General features: G+C 70.5%; 18 protein-coding genes. 7 read left to right on the top strand and 11 right to left on the bottom strand.

Going from position 1 to position 19,720, the window contains the following annotated elements; all coding sequences use genetic code 11:
- Window positions 1–23: 23 nt before the first annotated feature.
- The gene (gene rne, locus LAJ50_RS09485) at window positions 24–3,260 is read right to left on the bottom strand and encodes a ribonuclease E (RefSeq protein WP_130552214.1); all 3,237 of its coding nucleotides are present in this window, start codon (window positions 3,258–3,260) and stop codon (window positions 24–26) included.
- Window positions 3,261–3,675: 415 nt separating this feature from the next.
- Between rne and LAJ50_RS09490 the strand changes: the two genes are divergently transcribed.
- Window positions 3,676–4,656 (top strand): RluA family pseudouridine synthase, encoded by a 981-nt coding sequence (locus LAJ50_RS09490; protein WP_138654433.1) that lies wholly within the window; start codon window positions 3,676–3,678, stop codon window positions 4,654–4,656.
- A gap of 12 nt (window positions 4,657–4,668) precedes the next feature.
- Here LAJ50_RS09490 and LAJ50_RS09495 read toward each other — a convergent pair whose 3' ends face one another.
- Both LAJ50_RS09495 and LAJ50_RS09500 read right to left on the bottom strand, forming a co-directional pair.
- Window positions 4,669–6,702, bottom strand: coding sequence for an ATP-binding protein (locus LAJ50_RS09495; RefSeq protein ID WP_130552075.1), 2,034 nt, complete (start codon window positions 6,700–6,702; stop codon window positions 4,669–4,671).
- Window positions 6,703–6,906: 204 nt separating this feature from the next.
- Window positions 6,907–8,106: a cation:proton antiporter gene (locus tag LAJ50_RS09500; RefSeq protein WP_130552074.1), complete on the bottom strand. Its 1,200-nt coding sequence runs from the start codon at window positions 8,104–8,106 to the stop codon at window positions 6,907–6,909.
- A 198-nt stretch (window positions 8,107–8,304) separates the two neighbouring features.
- Here LAJ50_RS09500 and LAJ50_RS09505 point away from each other — a divergent pair, with 198 nt between their 5' ends.
- The 3 genes from LAJ50_RS09505 to LAJ50_RS09515 all read left to right on the top strand — a co-directional run bounded on the left by LAJ50_RS09505 (window position 8,305) and on the right by LAJ50_RS09515 (window position 11,825).
- Window positions 8,305–9,162, top strand: coding sequence for a PA4780 family RIO1-like protein kinase (locus LAJ50_RS09505; protein WP_130552073.1), 858 nt, complete (start codon window positions 8,305–8,307; stop codon window positions 9,160–9,162).
- Window positions 9,163–9,254: 92 nt separating this feature from the next.
- The gene (locus LAJ50_RS09510) at window positions 9,255–11,012 is read left to right on the top strand and encodes a M1 family metallopeptidase (protein ID WP_130552072.1); all 1,758 of its coding nucleotides are present in this window, start codon (window positions 9,255–9,257) and stop codon (window positions 11,010–11,012) included.
- Between the two features lie 60 nt (window positions 11,013–11,072).
- On the top strand, window positions 11,073–11,825 hold the full coding sequence (locus tag LAJ50_RS09515; RefSeq protein ID WP_130552071.1) for an SGNH/GDSL hydrolase family protein: 753 nt from the start codon (window positions 11,073–11,075) through the stop codon (window positions 11,823–11,825).
- A gap of 230 nt (window positions 11,826–12,055) precedes the next feature.
- Here LAJ50_RS09515 and LAJ50_RS09520 read toward each other — a convergent pair whose 3' ends face one another.
- The 4 genes from LAJ50_RS09520 to LAJ50_RS09535 all read right to left on the bottom strand — a co-directional run bounded on the left by LAJ50_RS09520 (window position 12,056) and on the right by LAJ50_RS09535 (window position 14,319).
- Window positions 12,056–12,532, bottom strand: a complete 477-nt coding sequence (locus LAJ50_RS09520; protein WP_130552070.1) for a DUF6644 family protein — start codon at window positions 12,530–12,532, stop codon at window positions 12,056–12,058.
- A gap of 15 nt (window positions 12,533–12,547) precedes the next feature.
- Entirely contained in the window at window positions 12,548–12,889 is a 342-nt protein-coding gene (locus tag LAJ50_RS09525) for a DUF6152 family protein (RefSeq protein WP_130552069.1), read from the bottom strand.
- Window positions 12,890–13,002: 113 nt separating this feature from the next.
- Entirely contained in the window at window positions 13,003–13,248 is a 246-nt protein-coding gene (locus LAJ50_RS09530) for a DUF2789 domain-containing protein (protein WP_130552068.1), read from the bottom strand.
- Window positions 13,249–13,317: 69 nt separating this feature from the next.
- Window positions 13,318–14,319 carry a cupin-like domain-containing protein gene (locus LAJ50_RS09535; RefSeq protein ID WP_130552067.1) on the bottom strand — a complete coding sequence of 334 codons (1,002 nt, stop codon included), beginning with the start codon at window positions 14,317–14,319 and terminating at the stop codon, window positions 13,318–13,320.
- A 148-nt stretch (window positions 14,320–14,467) separates the two neighbouring features.
- Between LAJ50_RS09535 and LAJ50_RS09540 the strand changes: the two genes are divergently transcribed.
- Window positions 14,468–14,734: a DksA/TraR family C4-type zinc finger protein gene (locus tag LAJ50_RS09540; protein ID WP_130552066.1), complete on the top strand. Its 267-nt coding sequence runs from the start codon at window positions 14,468–14,470 to the stop codon at window positions 14,732–14,734.
- 1 nt (window position 14,735) lies between these two features.
- Here the strand turns inward: LAJ50_RS09540 and LAJ50_RS09545 are convergent, their stop codons facing one another.
- Together LAJ50_RS09545 and LAJ50_RS09550 are read right to left on the bottom strand one after the other, a co-directional pair.
- Window positions 14,736–15,308, bottom strand: a complete 573-nt coding sequence (locus LAJ50_RS09545) for a mechanosensitive ion channel family protein (protein WP_171044647.1) — start codon at window positions 15,306–15,308, stop codon at window positions 14,736–14,738.
- Between the two features lie 123 nt (window positions 15,309–15,431).
- The gene (locus LAJ50_RS09550; protein WP_130552065.1) at window positions 15,432–15,956 is read right to left on the bottom strand and encodes a DUF1993 domain-containing protein; all 525 of its coding nucleotides are present in this window, start codon (window positions 15,954–15,956) and stop codon (window positions 15,432–15,434) included.
- A 157-nt stretch (window positions 15,957–16,113) separates the two neighbouring features.
- On the opposite strand from LAJ50_RS09550, the gene LAJ50_RS09555 reads away from it, so the two are divergent.
- A complete protein-coding gene (locus LAJ50_RS09555) occupies window positions 16,114–16,392 on the top strand; it encodes a hypothetical protein (RefSeq protein ID WP_138654435.1) in 279 nt (92 codons plus the stop codon).
- A 14-nt stretch (window positions 16,393–16,406) separates the two neighbouring features.
- Here LAJ50_RS09555 and LAJ50_RS09560 read toward each other — a convergent pair whose 3' ends face one another.
- Both LAJ50_RS09560 and LAJ50_RS09565 read right to left on the bottom strand, forming a co-directional pair.
- On the bottom strand, window positions 16,407–16,856 hold the full coding sequence (locus tag LAJ50_RS09560) for a carboxymuconolactone decarboxylase family protein (RefSeq protein WP_138654437.1): 450 nt from the start codon (window positions 16,854–16,856) through the stop codon (window positions 16,407–16,409).
- 297 nt (window positions 16,857–17,153) lie between these two features.
- A complete protein-coding gene (locus LAJ50_RS09565; protein WP_138654439.1) occupies window positions 17,154–18,035 on the bottom strand; it encodes an RNA polymerase sigma-70 factor in 882 nt (293 codons plus the stop codon).
- Window positions 18,036–18,143: 108 nt separating this feature from the next.
- Between LAJ50_RS09565 and LAJ50_RS09570 the strand changes: the two genes are divergently transcribed.
- A complete protein-coding gene (locus LAJ50_RS09570) occupies window positions 18,144–19,709 on the top strand; it encodes a fumarate hydratase (RefSeq protein ID WP_130552061.1) in 1,566 nt (521 codons plus the stop codon).
- The last annotated feature ends 11 nt before the right edge of the window (window positions 19,710–19,720 follow it).

Below are 19,720 nucleotides of genomic sequence, written 5' to 3' on the forward strand. Positions count from 1 at the left end.
CGGGCCCGGCCTGCGTCGCTGGCTCAGGCGCTGCGCTCGCTGTCGGTCGTGCCGCCGTGGCTGTCGTTCTGCGCGGGCGCCTGCTCGTCGGACACGCGCGGGGCGGGCGACGGTTCGAACAGATGGCGTGTCACCGAACGCGGCGTCTGCGCGTCGGCGGCGAAGAACAGCGAGCCGGTGGCCGCCGCGGGCTTGGGCGCGGCCGGCGCGTCGGCCTGCGTCTCGGCCTCCGCGGCCTGTTCCGCGACCGGGGCTTCGGCGACGGCCGCAGCGGGTTCCGCCTGTGCCGGAAGGTCGCGCTGTGCGTCTTCGCTGACCGCGGTGGCCGCCACGGGCGATGGCGCCTCGGCGACCGGCGCGATGGCGGGCACCGGCGCGGGTTCGGGCTCGATCTCGGTCACCGCCGGGGACGGCTCGGGCTGCACTTCGACGCTGACGTGGACTTCCGGACCCTGGGCGGCGGGCGGCGCCGCGGGTAGCGGGTCGGCGGCGACCGGTTCGATCGCGGGCTCGGCCGAGGCCTGCGGCCTGGCGGCTTCCACGAGCGGGCCCGCGGCCGTAGCCGCCGGCGCTTCGGTCGACGTCTCGACCTGGTCGACAGGCGTCGACGGCTTGCTGTCCGGCGCGACGGCCGCGACCACGGCGGTCGCGCTGGCCGCGGCCACCGCGGCGGTGGCCGCCTCGGCGCGCACGCGCGGCCGGGCCGCCGGCTCCGCCGGGGCCGGCGCCTCGGCGTCGTCGAAGTCGAACTCCGGCTGCGAGGCGGACGGCACGACCACCGGCTCTTCTTCGCCGGCGTCCTGGTCGAGCTGTTCGCCGGCGGCCTGTTCGCCATTGCCGCGACGACGACGGCGACCGCCGCGACGGCCGCGGCGACGGCGGGGCGTGCCGTTCTCGTCGACGGCATCGGCGCCATCGGCATGCGCTTCGTCCTGCTCGTCCTGGCCGCCATCCTCGCTCGCGGCGGCCTCGATGGCCGACGGCGCGACCGGCGCGTCCTTGGACGGCTCGGCGACCGGCTCGGGCTTGGGCGCGGGCACCGGCTGGGGCGTCTCGGCGCTCAAACCGGCGGTCACGGCCGTGGCCGCCAGCAGCTCGGGCGTGGGCTCGATCGGCTTGGCCGGCTCACGCGGCGGCCTGGGCGCGCGCGGCTGCGCGGGCTGGGCCTGCTGCGCCGGCGCTTCGGGCTGCGGCTTGTCCTGCTGCGGCTTGGGCTGCCTGGGCGGGTTCTGGTTCTGCGCGGCCTTGGGCTGCTGGGCCTGCTTGTTCTGCTGTCCCTCACCCTTGTTGCGCGGCGCCTGGCCGTTGCCGGCCTGCGCCTGGCCACCGTCGCGATTGCCGCGCGCGTCGCGGTTGTCGCGGCGCTGCTGGCCGTTCTGCTGGCCGCCGCGGACATTGTTGCCGCCCTGGCCGCGATTGCCTTCGTTGCCGTTGCGACGCTGCTGACCGTTGTTGTTGCCGCGCTCGTTGCGGGCCGGACGCGCCTCACGGGCCGGCTGCGGCTGCGAGGCCGCCGGCGCCGGGGCGCTGGCCGCGCCGAACACGCGCTTGAGCCAGCCGACCACGCCACCGGTCGCGGCGGCGACCGGCTGCGGCGCCGGGGCGACGGGGACGGCCGCCGCGGGCTCGACCGGCGCCGGGGTCTCGCGCTCCTGGCGCACCGGAGCGGGCTGGGCGTGCTTGACCGTGGTCACCGCCGGGGCGGCGGGGATGTTGAGCTGGGCCTTGGTCAGCGCATGCACCGGCAGCTTGCGCGGGGTGCCGCGCTGGTAGCTGGGCTTGCTCGACTCTTCGCCCAGCTCGTTCTCGCGCAGGCGGGTGACCTCGTAGTGCGGGGTGTGCAGCTGCTCGTCGGCGACGATGATGATCGGCGCATCGTGGCGCTGTTCGATCTCGCGCAGCGCGTTGCGCTTCTCGTTGAGCAGGTAGTTGGCGATCTCCAGCGGCGCCTGCACCAGGACCTGCCCGGTGTTGTCCTTCATCGCGTGCTCTTCGGCCACGCGGATGATCGACAGCGACAGCGACTCGACGCTGCGCATGCGGCCATGGCCGTCGCAGCGCGGACACACGATCTGGCTGGATTCGCCCAGGCTCGGGCGCAGGCGCTGGCGGCTCATTTCCATCAGGCCGAAGCGCGAGATGCGGCCCAGCTGGACGCGGGCGCGGTCGTACTTGAGCGCGTTCTGCAGGCGGTTCTCGACCTCACGCTGGTGCTTGGAGGAGGACATGTCGATGAAGTCGATCACCACCAGGCCGCCCAGGTCGCGCAGGCGCAGCTGGCGGGCCACTTCCTCGGCCGCTTCGCAGTTGGTGTGGAACGCGGTCTCCTCGATGTCGCCACCCTTGGTGGCGCGCGCCGAGTTGACGTCGATGGCGGTCAGCGCCTCGGTCTGGTCGACCACGATCGAACCGCCCGAAGGCAGGCGCACGTTGCGCTCGTAGGCGGCCTCGATCTGCGACTCGATCTGGAAGCGGTTGAACAGCGGGATGTCGTCGGTGTAGTGCTTGAGCTTGCGCAGGTTGTGCGGCATGACCTGCTGCATGAACTCCTTGGCCGTCTCGTAGAGCTCGGCGGTGTCGACCAGGATCTCGCCCACGTCCGAGCGCAGGTAGTCGCGCAGGGCGCGCACGATCAGGCGCGACTCCTGGTAGATCAGGAACGGCGCCGGCTTGGCCAGCGCGGCCTCGGCCACGGCCTTCCACACGCTCAGCAGGTAATCCAGGTCCCACTGCAGCTCTTCGGCATCGCGGCCCACGCCGGCGGTGCGGATGATCACGCCCATGTCGTCGGGGATGGTCAGCGCGTCCATGGCCGCCTTCAGCGCGGCGCGGTCGTCGCCCTCGATCCGGCGCGAGACGCCGCCGGCGGTGGGCGAGTTGGGCATGAGCACCATGTAGCGGCCGGCCAGGGAGATGAACGTGGTCAGGGCCGCGCCCTTGTTGCCGCGCTCGTCCTTGTCGACCTGGACCACGACCTCCTGGCCCTCGCGCAGCAGTTCGCGTAGGCCGGCCTTGTGGTGATCGACCCCGGACTGGAAGTAGTCGCGGGAAATTTCCTTCAGCGGCAGAAAGCCATGGCGTTCTGCGCCGTAGTCGACGAAGGCCGCCTCCAGGGAGGGCTCGAGCCGGGTGATGCGGCCCTTGTAGATGTTGGACTTCTTCTGTTCCTTGGACGGCTGCTCGATATCGATGTCGTACAGCGTCTGCCCATCCACGATCGCCACGCGCAGTTCTTCTGCCTGCGTGGCGTTGATCAACATGCGTTTCATTGTTGCGTTCCTCGCGCTGCTACCGCGCGGGGCGCCATGGCGTTTTTTGCCTCTGGAACGTTCGGCCGCCCCTCGCGCACAGCGCGGGTGGGGCGGGTTGGAGCTTCCAGCGCTTCGACACCACGGCGGGCCGCGGGAGCGCTTTGTCTTTGTCGGTGTTGCGGGACCGTCGGTGGCCGGCCGGGGGGCCGTTACCGCGCGGGACGTGTTCAGCTTCGGATGTCTGACGCATCCGGCGGGTGTCGGGGCCTGCCGGCGAGCCGCTAACATGGCCGCCCCGGGGGCGGTGGTCGCGCACTGTGCCGGGCTTTCGCGAGGGAAGCTGGGCTTCTGGCCCGTGTAGAACTTTCCTGCGAAATCAAACCCTTATCTCGCATCGCCGAGTGTAACAGAGAAGCTGCCGGAAATGACCGCACCACCACGCCCCGATCCGCCACCCGCCCGCAGCGCCGTGCGCACCGTGGTGGTGCCCGCCGACCGCGACGGCCAGCGACTGGACAATTTCCTGCTCGGCCAGCTCAAGGGCGCGCCGCGCAGCCTGGTCTACAAGCTGGTGCGCAGCGGCCAGGTCCGCGTGAACGGCGGCCGGGCCAAGGCCGAGCGCAAGCTGGCCGCCGGCGACGAAGTGCGGGTGCCGCCGGTCAGCCTGGAGGAGGCAGGGCCGAAATCGGCGCCGCCGGCGGGCTTCCTGGCGCGGATGGAGGCGGCGATCGTGTTCGAGGACGCGCGCCTGCTGGTCATCAACAAGCCCAGCGGGGTGGCCAGCCACGGCGGCAGCGGCATCAGCCACGGTGCCATCGAGACCATGCGCGCCCTGCGCCCCGACCAGCCGCTGGAGCTGGTCCACCGCCTGGACCGGGACACCTCCGGCCTGCTGGTGCTGGCCAAGAAGCGTTCGGCCCTGACCGAGCTGCAGGCGCTGCTGCGCGAGGACGCCGGCCCGGCCAAGGGCATCCGCAAGCGCTACCTGACCCTGCTGACCGGGCGCCTGCCCGACGGCACCCTGACCGTGGACGCGCCGCTGCTGGTCGGCCTGCGCCAGGGCGGCGAGCGCCATGTCCAGGTCAACGACGGCGGCAAGCCCAGCGTCAGCCACTTCAAGGTGCTCGAGCGGCGCGGCGGCCAGTCCTACTGCGAGGTGCTGATCGAGACCGGCCGCACCCACCAGATCCGCGTCCACGCCCAGCACCTCGGCCACCCGGTCGCCGGCGACGACAAGTACGGCGATCCGGAGGCGAACAAGCGCCTGCGCGAGCAGATCGGCCTCAAGCGCCTGTTCCTGCACGCCGCCTCGCTGGAGTTCTCCCTCGACGGCGGCCGCACCCCGTACCTGCTCAACGCCCCGCTGGCCGACGACCTGGCCGCGGCGCTGGACGCATTGGGCTAGCGAGGGCCGGATTCAGTGGGCGAAGCCGATCGGTCGGCTGTTGCCCGGTTTCAGCGCCTGCTCTTCGTCCAGCCAGGCCAGCAGATCGCTCTGGCCCGCCTGACCGTCTGCCGCTTCCAGCCGGCGCCGGACCGCCGTGAAGTCGCCCGGGGTCAGCCGATCCAGGCGCTGCAGCCGGCGCGTGCGATCTGCCTCGTCCAGGTCAGGATGCAGACGATGCTGGGCCACGTGGCGCTCGAACAGCTGCAGGCGCTGGCGCGGATCCAGATAGTCGAAGCGCAGCTTGAAGTCGAACCGACGCAGCGCGGCGGCGTCCAGGGCGCCCATCAGATTGGTCGAGGCCACGAACACGCCCTCGAAGTCCTCCAGCCAGGTCAGCAGCTCATTGACCTGCGTGACCTCCCAGGCGGCCCGCGCACTCTGGCGGTCGCGCAGGAAGCTGTCGGCCTCGTCCAGGCAGAGCAGGGCGCCATCGCGCGTGGCCTGCTCGAACATGGCGGCGATCCGGGCCTCGGTCTGGCCCACCCAACTGCCCAGCAGGTCCGAGGCGCGTTTGCGGTGCAGGGGCATGTCCAGGCGCTGGGCCAGGGGCGCGGCCAGCGCGGTCTTGCCGGTGCCTGGAGGGCCGTACAGGCAGATGCGCGCCTGTGGACGGCGTTCCAGCAACGACAGTATCGGCGCCAGCGGTGGGGTGCTGCGGACCAGCTCGGGATCGAACGTGGTCTGCGGCCCGTCCTCTTGCAGCGGCGGCTCGCCGGCGATGCGCAGAAGCGCGTTCAGCGAGTCGCGCAGGATGCCTGCTCGCGCCTCGGGCGCCGGCGCAAGGCGCCGCATCAGGCGCGCGACCCGCGTGAAGTGCGCGGGCGCGAAGGCCTCCCGTTCGGCGATGCACTCCAGCAGCGACGCAGGAACCGGGGTGGCATCCAGCGCCCGTTCCAGCAGGGCGCGGCGGGCGCTGCGCGGCGGCGGCACCACTTCCAGCACGATGTCGAACCGGCGCAGCTGCGAGTCGTCCAGCCCGTCGATGCGGTTGCCGATCCAGACACACGGCAGGGTCATGCTTTCCAGGCGCCGGTTGACCCAGCTCTTGTAGCTGACCTTGGGACTGTCGGCGCCGTTGCCGTGGCGGAAGACGTCCTCGATCTCATCGAACAGCAGCAAGGCCCGCGGGTTGTGCGCCAAGGCACGTTGGGCAGTCTCGAAGGCGCGCAGCCGCGCCAGCGCGTCGATCGGCTCGCCATCGCTGTCGGCGCTGCGCACGAGATAAAGCTCCATGCCCAGTGTGTTCGCCAGGGCGCGAGTGAGCTCGCTCTTGCCGGTGCCTGGCGGGCCGTGCAGCAGCACGTTGGCGCCCGATCCGTCTCGGCGCGCGGCGCGCAGCAGGTCGGCGATGCGTTGAACCGCCGCCTGCAGATGCCCGTAGTCGGCCAGCTTGAGCGTCCCGGGTTCGGCACGCTCGAACAGGCGGCCGAGGAAGCGTTCGTCCAGCACCCCATCCTCGAACAGCTGGCTGGTGTGGTCGGCCGGTTCCAGGCACTCGGACGCATCGCTGCAGTGCACGAAGCTGGCGTACAGCAGTCCGCTGGACAGCAACGCGCCACGTGGCCGGATGGTGTCGCGCAGCCGGGCCGGCGGGAGTTCCAGCGTATCGCCGAGCAGGCGCAGAAGGCCGCCGCGGGTGCCGGGCCAGCGCTTGGCGCCCGCCTCGACCGCGTCGATCAGCGGACGGTGGTCGTGCAGGATGCAGACGAACCACACCACGCGCAGCTGGTCGCGCGAGAGGCCGAAGATGCTGGCCAGTTCCTTGATGAAGGGCAGGGCGAGCGGCGTGGCCACGGCGCGCGGGCGCGCCAGCAACTGTTCGACCTTGGCGCGCGCGGCCGCCGTGTCGGCAGGTGCCTGGCGCACGCCGAGCGACAGCAGGCCCTGCGCGACGGTCGGCAGGATGTCGTCTTGTTTGATTGAGGAATTGAGCAGCTGGCGGTACAGGCGCAGCTGCCACACGCGCGCCGATGCGGCACGCAGGGAACGCAGTTTGGTGTGCATCTCGTTTCACCGGCGCAATGCGCCAACAGGTCACGGTTCCGCCTGGGCCTCATGCCCATGCGGGGGCGTCGCGATTACGACGCTGTGAGATTTCCTGGGTGAAAGGCGGCACGCATGACGGCGGTCCGGAAGGATGCGAAAAGAGGCGGCGATCCTACAGGCGTCGTGGCCGGTGGGCAAGCGGTCGCGCCGCTCGCCGGGCTTTCAGTCTTGTTGTTGCTGCAGCCGCCGTAGACGGGGTGTGGCCATGGGGATCGAGAGCATGGTGCTCATCACCGCCATCAGCAGCAGGGCGGTGAAGGTGGCGCTGGTGATGATCGCCTTGTCCAGCAGGATGTTGGCGAAGATGATCATGATCAGGGCCTTGGTCTGCAGCAGCCAGCCGATCAGGCTGGCCTCGCCGGGCTTCCACTTCAGCAGGCGGCCGGCCAGGTGCACGCCGGCCAGCTTGCCGGTGACGGCGGCCACCAGCAGCACCAGCGCCGCCAGGAAGACGGTGACGCCGCCGACGTTCCATTCGGTGCGCAGACCGGTGCTCAGGAAGAACACCGGCATCATCACCAGCAGCACGTTGTGGCGCAGGCGGTCCATGTCGGCCTGGTCGAACCAGTGCGCGTCGATGACCACGCCGGCCAGGAACGCGCCGACCATGAAGTGCAGGCCCGACCAGTCCGCGCCGAACGCGCACAGCGCCAGCCAGATCAGCATCACGTACCAGCGGTCGCGTTCGCCGATCGCGCGCATCAGCTTGCGGAACAGCACGCAGGCCACCGCGAAGCCGACCAGGAAGCCGACCTGGCGGCCGATCCGCTCCCAGTCCAGCAGGACCAGGGCCAGCACGCCCCAGATGGCGATGTCGTCCAGGCTGGCGTAGCGCAGGATGCGCTGGCCGATGGGCTGGCGCAGGATCTCCAGCTTCTCCATCAGCAGGATCAGGATCGGCAGCGCGGTCACCGCGCAGGCCATGCCGACGCCGGTGACGAACTGCCAGGCCTGGCCCTGCGCGCCGATCCAGCCGGGCAGGCGCAGCAGGCCCAGCGCGGCCAGGCCGCCGAACAGCAGCGGCACGCCCAGCGCCAGGCCGGCCGTGATGCCGCTCTCGCGGCGGTTGGCCCAGGCCTGGCTGAGGTCCAGCTCGATCCCGGCGATCAGCACGAACAGCATCACCGCCCAGCCGCCCAGCCCGGTCAGGATCTGCACCACCTGCGGGGTGAACACGAACTGGTAGTAGCCCGGCAGGGCGGCGCCCAGGATGCCCGGCCCCAGCAGGATGCCGGTGAGGATCTGCACCACCACCAGCGGCGCGAAATACTCGGTGCGGCCCAGCCGCCAGATCAGGAACGGGATGCAGAAGATGATCGCCATGGCGATCAGGAACACTTCCATGGTGCTGACCGGATGCATCGGCGCTGTCGTCCCTTGGGCAGGAGCCGCGGTGGCGCGGCGGTGCGCGACTGTAGGGCGAGCCCGGTCGTCGCGACAAGCCCGGGCGCGGGCCGCCCCCCACGAAGCGCGATCGGATCTTCAACACCGCCCGGCCCGGGGATGCGACACTGGCCCGCCCCGCAACGGACCTGCGACGCAAGTCCCTGGCATGACGCGATGAAGACTCCCCCCGGCCTGCTGGCCTTGATCGACGATGGTGTGATCGACGAGGTGCTGCGACCGCTCAAGAGCGGCAAGGAAGCCTCGGTGTACGTGGTGCGTGCCGGCGACGAGGTGCGCTGCGCCAAGGTCTACAAGGACATGGCCCAGCGCAGCTTCCAGCAGCGCGTGCAGTACCAGGAAGGGCGCAAGGTGCGCGGCAGCCGCGAGGCCCGCGCCATGGGCAAGGCGACCAAGTACGGCCGCAAGCAGGCCGAGGTGGCCTGGAAGAACACCGAGGTCGATGCGCTCTACCAGCTGCGCGACGCCGGCGTGCGTGTGCCCGAGCCCTTCGGCTACTTCCACGGCGTGCTGGTGATGGAACTGGTGACCGACGCGGAGGGCTTCAGCGCACCGCGCCTGGGCGAGGTCGAGCTGGAGGCCGGACAGGCGCGCGCGTTCCACGCGGTGCTGATGCGCCAGGTGGTGCGCATGCTGTGCTGCGGCCTGATCCACGGCGATCTGTCCGAGTACAACGTGCTAGTCGGTCCCGACGGCCCGGTGGTGATCGATTTCCCGCAGGTGGTCAGCGCCGGCGGCAACAACGCGGCGCGGCGCATGCTGCTGCGCGACGTCAACAATCTCACCGCCAGCCTGGGGCGCTGGGCGCCGGAACTGCTGGACACCTGGTACGGCGAGGAGATGTGGGCGCTGTTCGAGGCCGGCGCGCTGCAGCCGGACACGGTGCTGACCGGCAGGTTCACGCCCGATACGCGCACGGCCGATCTGGACAGCGTGCGCGAGGCGATCAACGAGGCGAGGATCGAGGCCATGATCCGCCAGCAGGGGCGCGAGGCCGCGGCCGCGGACGATTGAGCCGGGCATCCCGGCGGGCATGACTTCGGATGGATGCGGCGGCGGCGGTTTGCTGGCACGCTGCGCCGGTTTCCCTTTCCGCCAGGCCTGCCATGTCCCGTTCCCGTCTGCTCGTCTCCACCCTGGCGCTTGCGCTGGCCTGCGCGTCCCAGGCGCAGGGCGCCGAGCTCAGTCCCGTGACCAAGCAGACCGGCCTGCCGCGCACGCCGGAGCAGCTGGCGGTGAGCTTCGAGCACGCCGACCTGGGCTTCAAGGTGATTCCGGACCAGCGCCGGATCGAGGGCGATGCGACGCTGACCTTCAAGGCGGTCTCGCCGTTGCAGGCGCTGGTCGTCGATCTGGACCCGGAGTACGCGGTCAGCCGGGTCGAGGTGGACGGCAAGCCGGTGGCCCGCGAGGCCTGGCAGAACCCCGAGGGCCGCATGCGCGTGGCCCTGCCGCGGCAGGTGCCGGCCGGAGCCAGCGTGAAGCTGCGCGTGGTCTATGCCGGGCAACCGCACGTGGCCAAGCGCGCGCCGTGGGACGGCGGCTTCGTCTGGGCGACCGCGCCCACTGGTGAGCCGTGGGTGGCCTCGGCCATCCAGGGCGAGGGCTGCGACCTGCTGTGGCCGTGCATCGACCACCCCCAGGGCGAGCCGGCGCTGGTGGACGAGCACATCACCGTGCCCGCGCCGCTGGTGGCGCCGGGCAACGGCGTGTTCGTCGGCATGAAGGAAAGCAAGGGCTGGCGTACCTACCACTGGCGCGCCAAGAACCCGGACACCTACGCCATCGCCCTGGACGTGGGCCCGTACGAACAGCTCAGCGGCACCTACAATAGCCGCTACGGCAACACCATCCCGCTGGCCTACTGGTATGTGAAGGGCGACAAGGACGCGCAGGCCAAGGCGCTGTTCGACGAACTGCCCAAGATGCTGGACTTCTTCGAGAGCCAGATCGGGCCTTATCCCTTCGGCGACGAGAAGGTGGGCGTGGTGCAGACCCCGCATCTGGGCATGGAGCACCAGACCATCAACGCCTACGGCAACGACTACAAGAAGGACAAGTACGGCTACGACTGGCTGATGCAGCACGAGTTCTCGCACGAGTGGTTCGGCAACCAGCTGACCAACGCCGACTGGGACGACATGTGGCTGCACGAAGGCTTCGGCAGCTACATGCAGCCGCTGTACCTGCAGTACCTGCGCGGCGAGATGGAGTATCACGCCGCGCTGCTGGACCAGCGCGCCGCGGTGAGCAACCGCGTGCCGATCGTCAGCGGCAAGTCGCAGACCGAGGAGGCCGTCTACAACCGCGAGCACGGTGCGGGCCTGGACATCTATTACAAGGGCTCGCTGATGCTGCACACGCTGCGCTCGCTGATCGGCGACGAGGCGTTCTTCACCTCGATCCGCCTGGCGGTGTACGGCAGCGCGCATCCGCGCCCGGGCCACTTCAAGCCGCGCTATGTCTCGACCAGGGATTACATCGACATCGTCAACAAGGTCACGGGCAAGGACTACGGCTGGTTCTTCGACGTGTACCTGTACCGCGCCGCGCTGCCGGAGCTGGTCGCCCAGCGCGATGCCAGTGGCCTGTCGCTGCGCTGGAAGACCCAGGACGACCTGCCGTTCCCGATGCCGGTGGACGTGCGCATCGGTCCCAACAGCGGGCGCACCGTCACCGTGGCGATGACCGGCGGCCAGGGTCACGTCGATCTGCAGGACAACGACGTCTACACGCTGGACCCGCAGTCCAAGCTGCTGCGCGAGGAGCCGCGCTTCGCCGCGGCGGTCAAGGACGCGGCCGAGCGCAAGGCGGCAGCGGACAAGGCCGCGGCCGACAAGCCGGCGGACAAGCCCAAGCCCTGAGCGGGACGTCCCGGCGCGAGGCGATAGACTGATGGGCATGCCAAGCCTGGGAGGGCCATCATGCTCAAGTGTTCATGGCCGCGCGTCGGCCTGCCGGTGCTGCTGTTGATCGCCGCGACAGCCGGCGATGCCGCCGCGCAGACGCCCAGCGCCGAGCAGGTGCAGGCGATGCAACGGCAGCTGGCCGACTGGCCGCAGCTGGCGCGCTATCGCGACGAAAACGCGGCGCTGGCCGCGCCGGCGCCTGGACAGCGACGCGTGGTGTTCTTCGGCGATTCGATCACCGAGGGCTGGGGAAAGACAGGTAGCGAGACGTTCTTCCCGGGCAAGCCATACGTGAACCGCGGCATCTCCGGGCAGACCACGCCGCAGATGCTGGTGCGCTTCCGCCAGGACGTGATCGATCTCAAGCCCGCCGTGGTGGTGATCCTGGCCGGGACCAACGATCTGGCCGGCAATACCGGTCCGGCCACACCCCAGATGATCCAGGACAATCTGGCCTCGATGGCGCAGCTGGCCAGGGCCAACGGCATCGCCGTCGTACTGGCCTCGGTGCTGCCGGCCAGCGACTATCCGTGGAAGACAGGCCTTCAGCCGGCGCCGAAGATCCGCGCGCTCAACGACTGGATCAGGCAGTACGCCCAGCGCACCGGCGCGGTGTATCTGGACTACTACGGCGCGCTGGACAATGGGCAGGGCGGCCTGGATGCGAAGGTCTCCGGCGACGGCGTGCATCCCAACGCGGCCGGCTATGCGGTAATGGCGCCGCTGGCGCTGGCGGCCGTGGAGCGGGCGTTGCGGCAAGCGCGGTAACACCGGGGCCGGCGCGGCTTCGCGGCGGCTCGCGCGACCTGTTTCGGGTCGTCATCCCCGCGAAGACGAGGATGCGGCGGTCGCTGTTGGGTTTGCTTTGCATCTCTGGGGTGAGGCGAGCCGTGACTTGAGCCAACTCCTCGCAGCCCTCCACTGCACAAGGGAAGCGCGGAAAGCCGCGCGCGGCAGGTGCGCGCGCGGCGTCCGACGCAGGTCGCGGCCTGGCGGGCTCAGGTGTAGGCGATCATCCGGCCGGCGACCAGGACGGTCGGCCATGCCAGCAGCGAGACCGCGGCCATCGCGCGTCCCAGTGGCGGCGGGTGATGGCGCCAGGCGTGCAGCCGGCCGCCGAAGCGCAGGCGGAACGCGAGCGCGTTGAGCACCGCCACGGCGATGGCGAGCAGCTTGACCTGCATCATGCGATTGCCGAGCAGGGCGGTGGCGTCGGCGCTGAACAGCATCACGCCGGTCGCCAGCAGCACCATCAGGCCGACGACGCCCAGCGGGGTCAGCAGGCGCGAGACCTGTTCGACCTCCAGCCTCCGGCTGAAGCCCAGCAGGCGCAGGTCGAGCAGGCCGATGCTGCCGAGCAGCAGCACCAGCCCGCCCAGATGCAGCACGTTGGCGAAGGGATAACCCCAGCCGGCACGCATCCATTGGCCCAGCGCGGAGTCCTCCAGCTGCTGGGCCCAGGTCATGACGTCCATGGCGGTGCCGCGAGATCAGCGCAGTTCGATGGTCTTGCCGTCCACGGTGATGCGTTCGGCGCGCAGTTCGGCGGTGCCGTCCAGGCGCGGATAGCCTTCGATCGTGACGGTCTTGCCGACGACCAGGGCGCCGTCCGGCAGGCCGCGCGAGGCCATGCGGCTGATCGGCGCCAGCACCGCGTTCCAGCGCTTGTCCTGGTAATCGACCGCGACCTCGGCGTGCGGATTGCGGTACTGCACCTGGGTGAGTGGTGCGGTGATCTTCAAGGCCTTGTTGGCGTCGTAACTGCTCCAGCCATGGTGGGCCAGGGCGGGCAGGGCGATGAGCGCGGCGAGCAGCACGGGCAGACGACGCATGGCGGGCCTCCGAACATGTCAGGTGTCCGCCGGTGATAGCACGCGCGGCCTTGGGTTCCCGGCAAATGCCGGGCGCGCGGGTATGACAATCGCGTCAGGCCGCGCGCGTGTGCTCAGGCGTCCGGCGCGGCGTGCAGGGCGACGTTGAGCTGGTCGACCACCACCGCCCAGTCGGCATCGTCCAGGCGCTCCTCGCGCAGCAGCTGCGCCTGCGCCGGCGACCAGAATGGCGCTTCCTCCAGGCGCATTGCGTCGGGCAGCGGCGCATGCTCGGCGATGAAGGCGCGGATGCTGCGCTCGTCCGAGGCCAGGCCGAGCTGGGCGAACAGCTCCGAGAAGGGGTGGACCGTCTGTTCCATCGTGAAGCTCCGCAAGGTGAAGGGGAAGGGTGAGGGCGTCGGCGTCAACGCGGGATCACAGGGGCCGACCTACAGCGACTTGGCGATGCGCTGGCGCAAGGCCGTCAGAGCCTCGGCGTCGAGCGGCCCGAGCACGCCGCGCCTGGCCTCCGGGATATGCGCGGCGGGATCTTCGTCGCCGAACACGTAGTGCTCCAGCAGGGCGCGCCAGGCCTGGCGCTCGTGCTTCGGCAGGCCGGCGAACGCCAGGCGCGCGTGCAGCAGCGCGACGATGCCGGGACTGGGCACGCGGCCATCGGCCAGGGTCGGCTGCCACCAGAAGTTCACCAGCGCGTTCAGGCGTTCCAGCGAGGCCACGTGGTGCCACCACAGCGGCGGCAGGTACAGCGCATCGCCGGGCGCGAGGTCGGCGACGAGCGCGTGCTCGCGTGCGTCGGCCAGGCGCGGAAACTGCGGCGCGTCGGCGTGCAGGTCGGCCAGGCTGATCGCCGCGCCGGTGGGCGCGAAATCCAGCGGGCCGATGTAGAGGTTACGCACCTGTTCCGGCGCGAACACGCTGAAGCGCCGCCGCCCGCAGGCCACCACGGCGATGTTGTGGAAGGCATCGAAATGCGCCGGCGTGGTGACCCGGTTGCCCAGCCACAGCCGCGGCGCGACGCTGGCCGGTAGACCTTCGATCCCGTGGTCGGCCAGCAGGCCGGGCAGGCAGGCGGCGATCGGCGCGCTCTGCAGCGCCACGCCATGGACCGGACCCTCGCGCCGGCTGTACTGCGCCAGCCGCGTCAGCACATCGGTGACCGAGACCTTGAAGTGCTGGTAGTTGAAGCCCGCCAGCGTGTCGTCGTAGCCGACCAGGCCGTTGGCCTCCGGCGGCATCATCAGGGTGTCGACCGCCGCGCCGCTGTCGTGCGCGGCCAGCAGCTTGGCGAACTCGGTCTCCGAGCGCTGCGCCGCCCGCACCATCGGCCAGTGGGCGCACAGGCCGCGCAGGACCAGCGGCGTGCCGCGGTCGACCAGCGCGGCGGGATCGACGGCACCGGCGTTGCGGACTTCTTCGATGGCGGCTGGCATGCGCGGGCGACCCGACGGCGGCGGAAGCCGTGCATGCTAGCGAAACCGCACCGATCCGGGCCGGTGTCGGCGCGCGTCGGGAAGAATCGCCGCGGATTCATGCGGACCGGCGTAGGGTCGGAGCCTCATCCACCTCCAGGAGGCTGCCATGGCCACCGGTTGGGCCAACGATGGCGCGGTGCAGGACCAGATCGATGCGACGGTGAAGGACGCGATCCAGCGCGCCCGCAGCCAGTTGCCCAGCGGTCCAGGACTGACCCATTGCGAAGAATGCGATGCCGCGATCCCGCAGGCGCGACGCGACGCGATCCCGGGCGTGCGCCTGTGCGTGCAATGCCAGGCCGCGCACGACGCCGAGCAAAAGTCCGCCAGCGGCTACAACCGCCGCGGCAGCAAGGACAGCCAGCTGCGCTGAGTCAGGCGCCGGCCGGGCGCTGCGCGTCGCGCCAGCGTCGGATGCTGCGCTGGAAGAACCAGTTGTTGGGCACCTGCACGGAAGTCGCCGGCGCGCCGTCGCCGGCGGGCTCCTCCTGCAGCGTGGTGTAGAGCAGATTGACGTCGACCACCTTGCCCTTGACGCCGGGTTTCTCGCCGTTCTCCAGCAGTTCGACCGTCTCGTACAGGCGGAAGGGCCGCACGATGAAGATCAGGAACGTGCAGAAGATGTTGGACAGCACGCTCCACGCGGCGAAGAACGCCACGGCGCCCACGGTGGCGAAGCCGGTGAACGCGGTCCACAGCACCATGCCCGAGACGCCCAGCCGCTCGAGCACCAGCAGCGTGGCGGCCATCAGCAGCACCGTGTTGAGCACGCGGCGCACGCCCATGGCCAGCTCGGGCGGCAGGTCGTAACGTGCGGCGGCGCGGCCGATCAGGCGCTTGAGCAGCAACTGCAGCAGGCGGGTCAGCAGCAGGATCAGCACCACCTGCGCGGCGGGCAGCAGCACGCCCAGCCAGTTCTGCAGCAGCGGGGGAAACAGGGTCTTCATCGCGGGCACATCGGGTCGCACGAACGGCGGGCCATCATGCCAACCCTGCGCAGACGCCGCAAAATCGAGGTCCCGAAGACGCATCGCGCCCGGCGCGACGTCGCGCCGGGCGTGGGACGGGGCTCACTCGGTGATCGGTGTGCCGACCGGGCCGAGATAGTCCAGCTTGCCAACCGGCACGCCGTGGTGGCGCAGGATGTCGTAGGCGGTGACGATGTGGAAGTAGAAGTTCGGCAGGCCGAACTGCAGCAGATACTCCACGCCTTCGAAGCGCGTGCCCAGCTTGCCGAACTTCAGCGTGATCTCGCGCGAGGCGCCGCCATCGACCTGCTCGGGCGTCAGCGAGGCCAGATAGTCGGCGGTGGCGCGGATGCGCGCCTGCAGTTCCTCGAAAGTCTGTTCGGTGTCGGCCAGCTTGGGCGAGGGCACGCCGGACAGGCGCTCCCCCGTGCCCTTGGCGGTGTCGCTGACACGCTGCACCTGTGCCGCCAGCGGCAGCATGTCCGGCGCCAGCCGGCCCTGGATCAGGGTGGCCGGGTCCAGGCCCGTGTCGGCGGCGTGGCGCGCGCCGCGTTCCAGCACATGCGAGAGCTGACGCAGGCCGCGCTGCAGGGACGGGATGGCGACTTGGTAAAGGGACAGCGACATGGGGCGTTCCGGGCTGAAGGTGAGCGCGCAGCCTAGCGCCGTCCGGACCCACACGCAGCGCCCATCACGAAGACAGGGCGTTGCAGGCCGATGGCCTTGTGTGAACGCAAGGCCGACCCGCGCTGCAGCCAGGCCCGGCGACGGGCACAATCGGACGATGCGCCACGTGCTCCCCCTGTTCTGCAACGCCCTGGCCCTGCTGCTGTTCGGCATCGGCTTGACCGGGCCGCTGGTGCCCAAGGGCGGCACGCCGGGCATGTGGCCGCTGCTGTGCTTCGGCGCGGCGCCGATCGCGCTGCTGTTCGTCTGCGGCTATGCCGCGCGCGGCTGGCCGGCGCGGATCGCCTTCGTGCTGCAGGGCGCCGTGCTGCTGGCGATGCTGCTGGCGATCCTGTCCCTCCAGGCTGGCGCGCTGGGGCTGCCGCCGCCGCGCTGACGGCGGCGCGCGCCTTATGGCATCTGCGGCTGCAGGCCCACGCCTAGCCGGTTCCAGGCGTTGATGGTGGCAATGGCCATGGTCAAGGTGGCGATGGCTTCGTCGTCGAAGTGCGCCCGCAGCGCCTGGTAGACGGCCTCGTCCGGTTCGCCCGAGGGCAGGGTGGTCAGCCCTTCGGCCCAGGCCAGCGCGGCGCGCTCGCGGGCGTCGAACACGCGGCTGTCGCGCCAGGCGGCGACGGTGTCGAGCTTGCGCGGCGCCGCGCCGGCCTTGCGCAGCGCGGTGGCGTGCATGTCCAGGCAGTAGGCGCAGCCGTTGAGCTGGGAGACGCGCAGGAACACCAGTTCGATCAGCGTGTGTTCGAGCACGCCGCCATGCACCTGCTGGCTGAGCGCGAGCAGCGCCTGGGTGGCCTTGGGCAGGTGCCGGGTGTAGTCGATGCGGGCGAATGCAGTGGTGGTCATCGGGAAGATCCTTTCAGCGTGGCGACCGACGGGGCCGCCTTCACCGCAAGGACGCTTGGGCAACCGGCCGCGTGACAGCCATCGGCCTCATTCGACCGGCTCGGTGTCGACTACGAGGCGCTGGCGGATCTTCCATCGTCGTGTCCGCAAAGGCGGCAACCCAGCGACTTTCGCAATGCGAGGCAAAGGCCCTCGGCCTGCGTTAGCGGAATGGACAGGCTTGTCAGCAGCGCTCGGATCGCAATGCTCACGGCGCTCGTATCCGTCAGATCCGGGTCGTAGACGCCCGGTCTTGCGCTAGGAGTGCCGGGCGAGGACCGGGCCGATGAACGCGGCCAGCTTGTCCGGATTCATCAGCGTCAGGATGTCGCTGATGCGCTCGCCGTCGCTGACGAGCATGGTCAGCGAATGCAGCCGGCCGTCGACCAATCGCAGGATCGCCGGCTCGGCATCGACCCAGCCCACGCGTGCCTCCACCTGCGCGCCACGCCGGGCGATGGCCCAGTACAGCCGTGCGATGCGCTCCGCGCCCAGCAGCGGGCGCAGCGCGGCGGTGACCTTGCCCCCGCCGTCGGACACCAGTCGCGCGTCGGTGCGCAGCAGGGCGGTGATGGCGGCCTGGTCGCCCGACTGCGAGGCGGCCATGAAGCGTTCCAGCAGGCGGCGATGCCGTTCGGGCGCCACCTCGAACCGCGCATGCCCGGCCTGCAGGCGTGCGCGGGCGCGGTGCACCAGCTGTCGGCAGTTGGCCTCGCTGTGGCCGAGCAGCGGCGCGATCGCCTCGTAGCCGTAGTCGAACACCTCCCGGAGCAGGAAGGCCGCGCGTTCGTCCGGCCCCAGCCGCTCCAGCAGCGCCATCAGGGCCCAGGACACCGATTCGGCCCGTTCGGCGAGCTCGGTCGGCTCCGGCGCCAGGGTGACCTGCAGCGGCTCTGGCAGCCAGGGCCCGACGTAGTCCGTACGGGCGTTGCGTACCGCGCGCAGCCGGTCCAGCGCCAGGCGCGTGGTGGCGGTGACCAGCCAGGCCTCGTCGTCGCGGATCTCCCCGTGCGCGGCACCGTTCCAGCGCAGCCAGGCGTCCTGGACCACGTCCTCGGCCTCGGCGCGGCTGCCCAGCAGGCGGTGGGCCAGCGCGAGCAGGCGGGGACGGTGTGTTTCGAAACGGGCTGCAGTGCTCATGAGTCCCAGGACGCGGGAGCGCGCGACGATGTGACAGCCGGGCCGGCGCGGCAGTTTGGCCTAAAATGTCCGGATTCCTCACTCCCCACCGCTAGCGTCGAGCCAGCCATGAACCTCCACACCCATGCCGCCCCGCCGGCGTCCACCGCGCCGGTGTCGATCCGGCAGGAAGACCTGATCCAGTCCGTGGCCGATGCGCTGCAGTACATCAGCTACTACCACCCGGTGGACTACATCAAGAACCTCGCCGCCGCCTACGAGCGCGAGGAATCGCCGGCCGCCAAGGACGCCATCGCCCAGATCCTGATCAACTCGCGCATGTGCGCCGAGGGCCACCGCCCGATCTGCCAGGACACCGGCATCGTCACGGTGTTCCTGGAGATCGGCATGAACGTGCGCTGGGACGACGCCACGATGGGCGTGGAGGACATGGTCCACGAAGGCGTGCGCCGCGCCTACAACGATCCGGACAACAAGCTGCGCGCCAGCGTGCTGGCCGATCCGGCGGGCAAGCGCGTCAACACCCGCGACAACACGCCGGGCGTCGTCAACGTCAAGGTCGTGCCGGGCAACACGGTGGACGTGATCGTCGCGGCCAAGGGCGGCGGCTCGGAGGCCAAGTCCAAGTTCGCCATGCTTAACCCCTCCGACTCGATCGTGGACTGGGTGCTCAAGACCGTGCCGACCATGGGCGCCGGCTGGTGTCCCCCGGGCATGCTGGGCATCGGCATCGGCGGCACCGCCGAGAAGGCGATGCTGCTGGCCAAGGAAGCGCTGATGGAGCCGATCGACATCGTCGACCTGCAGGCCCGCGGCGCCTCCAACCGCGCCGAGGAGCTGCGCCTGGAGCTGTACGAGAAGGTCAACGCGCTGGGCATCGGCGCCCAGGGCCTGGGCGGCTTGACCACGGTGCTGGACATCAAGGTCAAGGACTATCCGACCCACGCCGCCAACCTGCCGGTGGCCTTGATCCCCAACTGCGCCGCCACCCGCCACGCGCACTTCACCCTGGACGGCAGCGGCCCGGTGATGCTCGACCCGCCCTCGCTGGAGGACTGGCCGACGCTGACCTACAACCCGCAGGGTGCGCGCCGCGTGGACCTGGACACCATCACCGCCGAGGAGGTCACCACCTTCAAGCCGGGTGAGGTGCTGCTGCTCAACGGCAAGCTGCTCACCGGCCGCGACGCGGCGCACAAGCGCATGGTGGACATGCTCAACCGCGGCGAGACGCTGCCGGTGGACCTCAAGGGCCGCTTCATCTACTACGTCGGGCCGGTCGATCCGGTGCGCGACGAGGTGGTCGGCCCGGCCGGCCCGACCACGGCCACGCGCATGGACAAGTTCACCCGGCAGATGCTCGAGCAGACCGGCCTGCTGGGCATGGTCGGCAAGGCCGAGCGCGGTCCGGCGGCGATCGAGGCCATCCGCGACAACAAGGCGGTCTACCTGATGGCGGTCGGCGGTTCGGCCTACCTGGTGTCCAAGGCGATCAAGGCCGCGCGCGTGCTGGCCTTCGAGGACCTGGGCATGGAGGCGATCTACGAATTCGAGGTCAAGGACATGCCGGTGACCGTGGCGGTGGATGCGACCGGGGAGTCGGTGCACAAGACCGGCCCGCGTCAGTGGCAGGCGCGGATCGGCAAGATCCCGGTGGTGGTCGAACCGGCGTAAGCGTTCGACGC

The organism is Pseudoxanthomonas sp. X-1 (assembly GCF_020042665.1).
GTDB lineage: Bacteria > Pseudomonadota > Gammaproteobacteria > Xanthomonadales > Xanthomonadaceae > Pseudoxanthomonas_A > Pseudoxanthomonas_A spadix_A.

What these genes read in the sequence shown, in the direction of transcription:
- rne (WP_130552214.1), bottom strand. Translation starts at nt 3,260, where the DNA reads ATGTTGATCAACGCCACGCAGGCAGAAGAACTGCGCGTGGCGATCGTG.
- LAJ50_RS09490 (WP_138654433.1), top strand. Translation starts at nt 3,676, where the DNA reads ATGACCGCACCACCACGCCCCGATCCGCCACCCGCCCGCAGCGCCGTG.
- LAJ50_RS09495 (WP_130552075.1), bottom strand. Translation starts at nt 6,702, where the DNA reads ATGCACACCAAACTGCGTTCCCTGCGTGCCGCATCGGCGCGCGTGTGG.
- LAJ50_RS09500 (WP_130552074.1), bottom strand. Translation starts at nt 8,106, where the DNA reads ATGCATCCGGTCAGCACCATGGAAGTGTTCCTGATCGCCATGGCGATC.
- LAJ50_RS09505 (WP_130552073.1), top strand. Translation starts at nt 8,305, where the DNA reads ATGAAGACTCCCCCCGGCCTGCTGGCCTTGATCGACGATGGTGTGATC.
- LAJ50_RS09510 (WP_130552072.1), top strand. Translation starts at nt 9,255, where the DNA reads ATGTCCCGTTCCCGTCTGCTCGTCTCCACCCTGGCGCTTGCGCTGGCC.
- LAJ50_RS09515 (WP_130552071.1), top strand. Translation starts at nt 11,073, where the DNA reads ATGCTCAAGTGTTCATGGCCGCGCGTCGGCCTGCCGGTGCTGCTGTTG.
- LAJ50_RS09520 (WP_130552070.1), bottom strand. Translation starts at nt 12,532, where the DNA reads ATGGACGTCATGACCTGGGCCCAGCAGCTGGAGGACTCCGCGCTGGGC.
- LAJ50_RS09525 (WP_130552069.1), bottom strand. Translation starts at nt 12,889, where the DNA reads ATGCGTCGTCTGCCCGTGCTGCTCGCCGCGCTCATCGCCCTGCCCGCC.
- LAJ50_RS09530 (WP_130552068.1), bottom strand. Translation starts at nt 13,248, where the DNA reads ATGGAACAGACGGTCCACCCCTTCTCGGAGCTGTTCGCCCAGCTCGGC.
- LAJ50_RS09535 (WP_130552067.1), bottom strand. Translation starts at nt 14,319, where the DNA reads ATGCCAGCCGCCATCGAAGAAGTCCGCAACGCCGGTGCCGTCGATCCC.
- LAJ50_RS09540 (WP_130552066.1), top strand. Translation starts at nt 14,468, where the DNA reads ATGGCCACCGGTTGGGCCAACGATGGCGCGGTGCAGGACCAGATCGAT.
- LAJ50_RS09545 (WP_171044647.1), bottom strand. Translation starts at nt 15,308, where the DNA reads ATGAAGACCCTGTTTCCCCCGCTGCTGCAGAACTGGCTGGGCGTGCTG.
- LAJ50_RS09550 (WP_130552065.1), bottom strand. Translation starts at nt 15,956, where the DNA reads ATGTCGCTGTCCCTTTACCAAGTCGCCATCCCGTCCCTGCAGCGCGGC.
- LAJ50_RS09555 (WP_138654435.1), top strand. Translation starts at nt 16,114, where the DNA reads ATGCGCCACGTGCTCCCCCTGTTCTGCAACGCCCTGGCCCTGCTGCTG.
- LAJ50_RS09560 (WP_138654437.1), bottom strand. Translation starts at nt 16,856, where the DNA reads ATGACCACCACTGCATTCGCCCGCATCGACTACACCCGGCACCTGCCC.
- LAJ50_RS09565 (WP_138654439.1), bottom strand. Translation starts at nt 18,035, where the DNA reads ATGAGCACTGCAGCCCGTTTCGAAACACACCGTCCCCGCCTGCTCGCG.
- LAJ50_RS09570 (WP_130552061.1), top strand. Translation starts at nt 18,144, where the DNA reads ATGAACCTCCACACCCATGCCGCCCCGCCGGCGTCCACCGCGCCGGTG.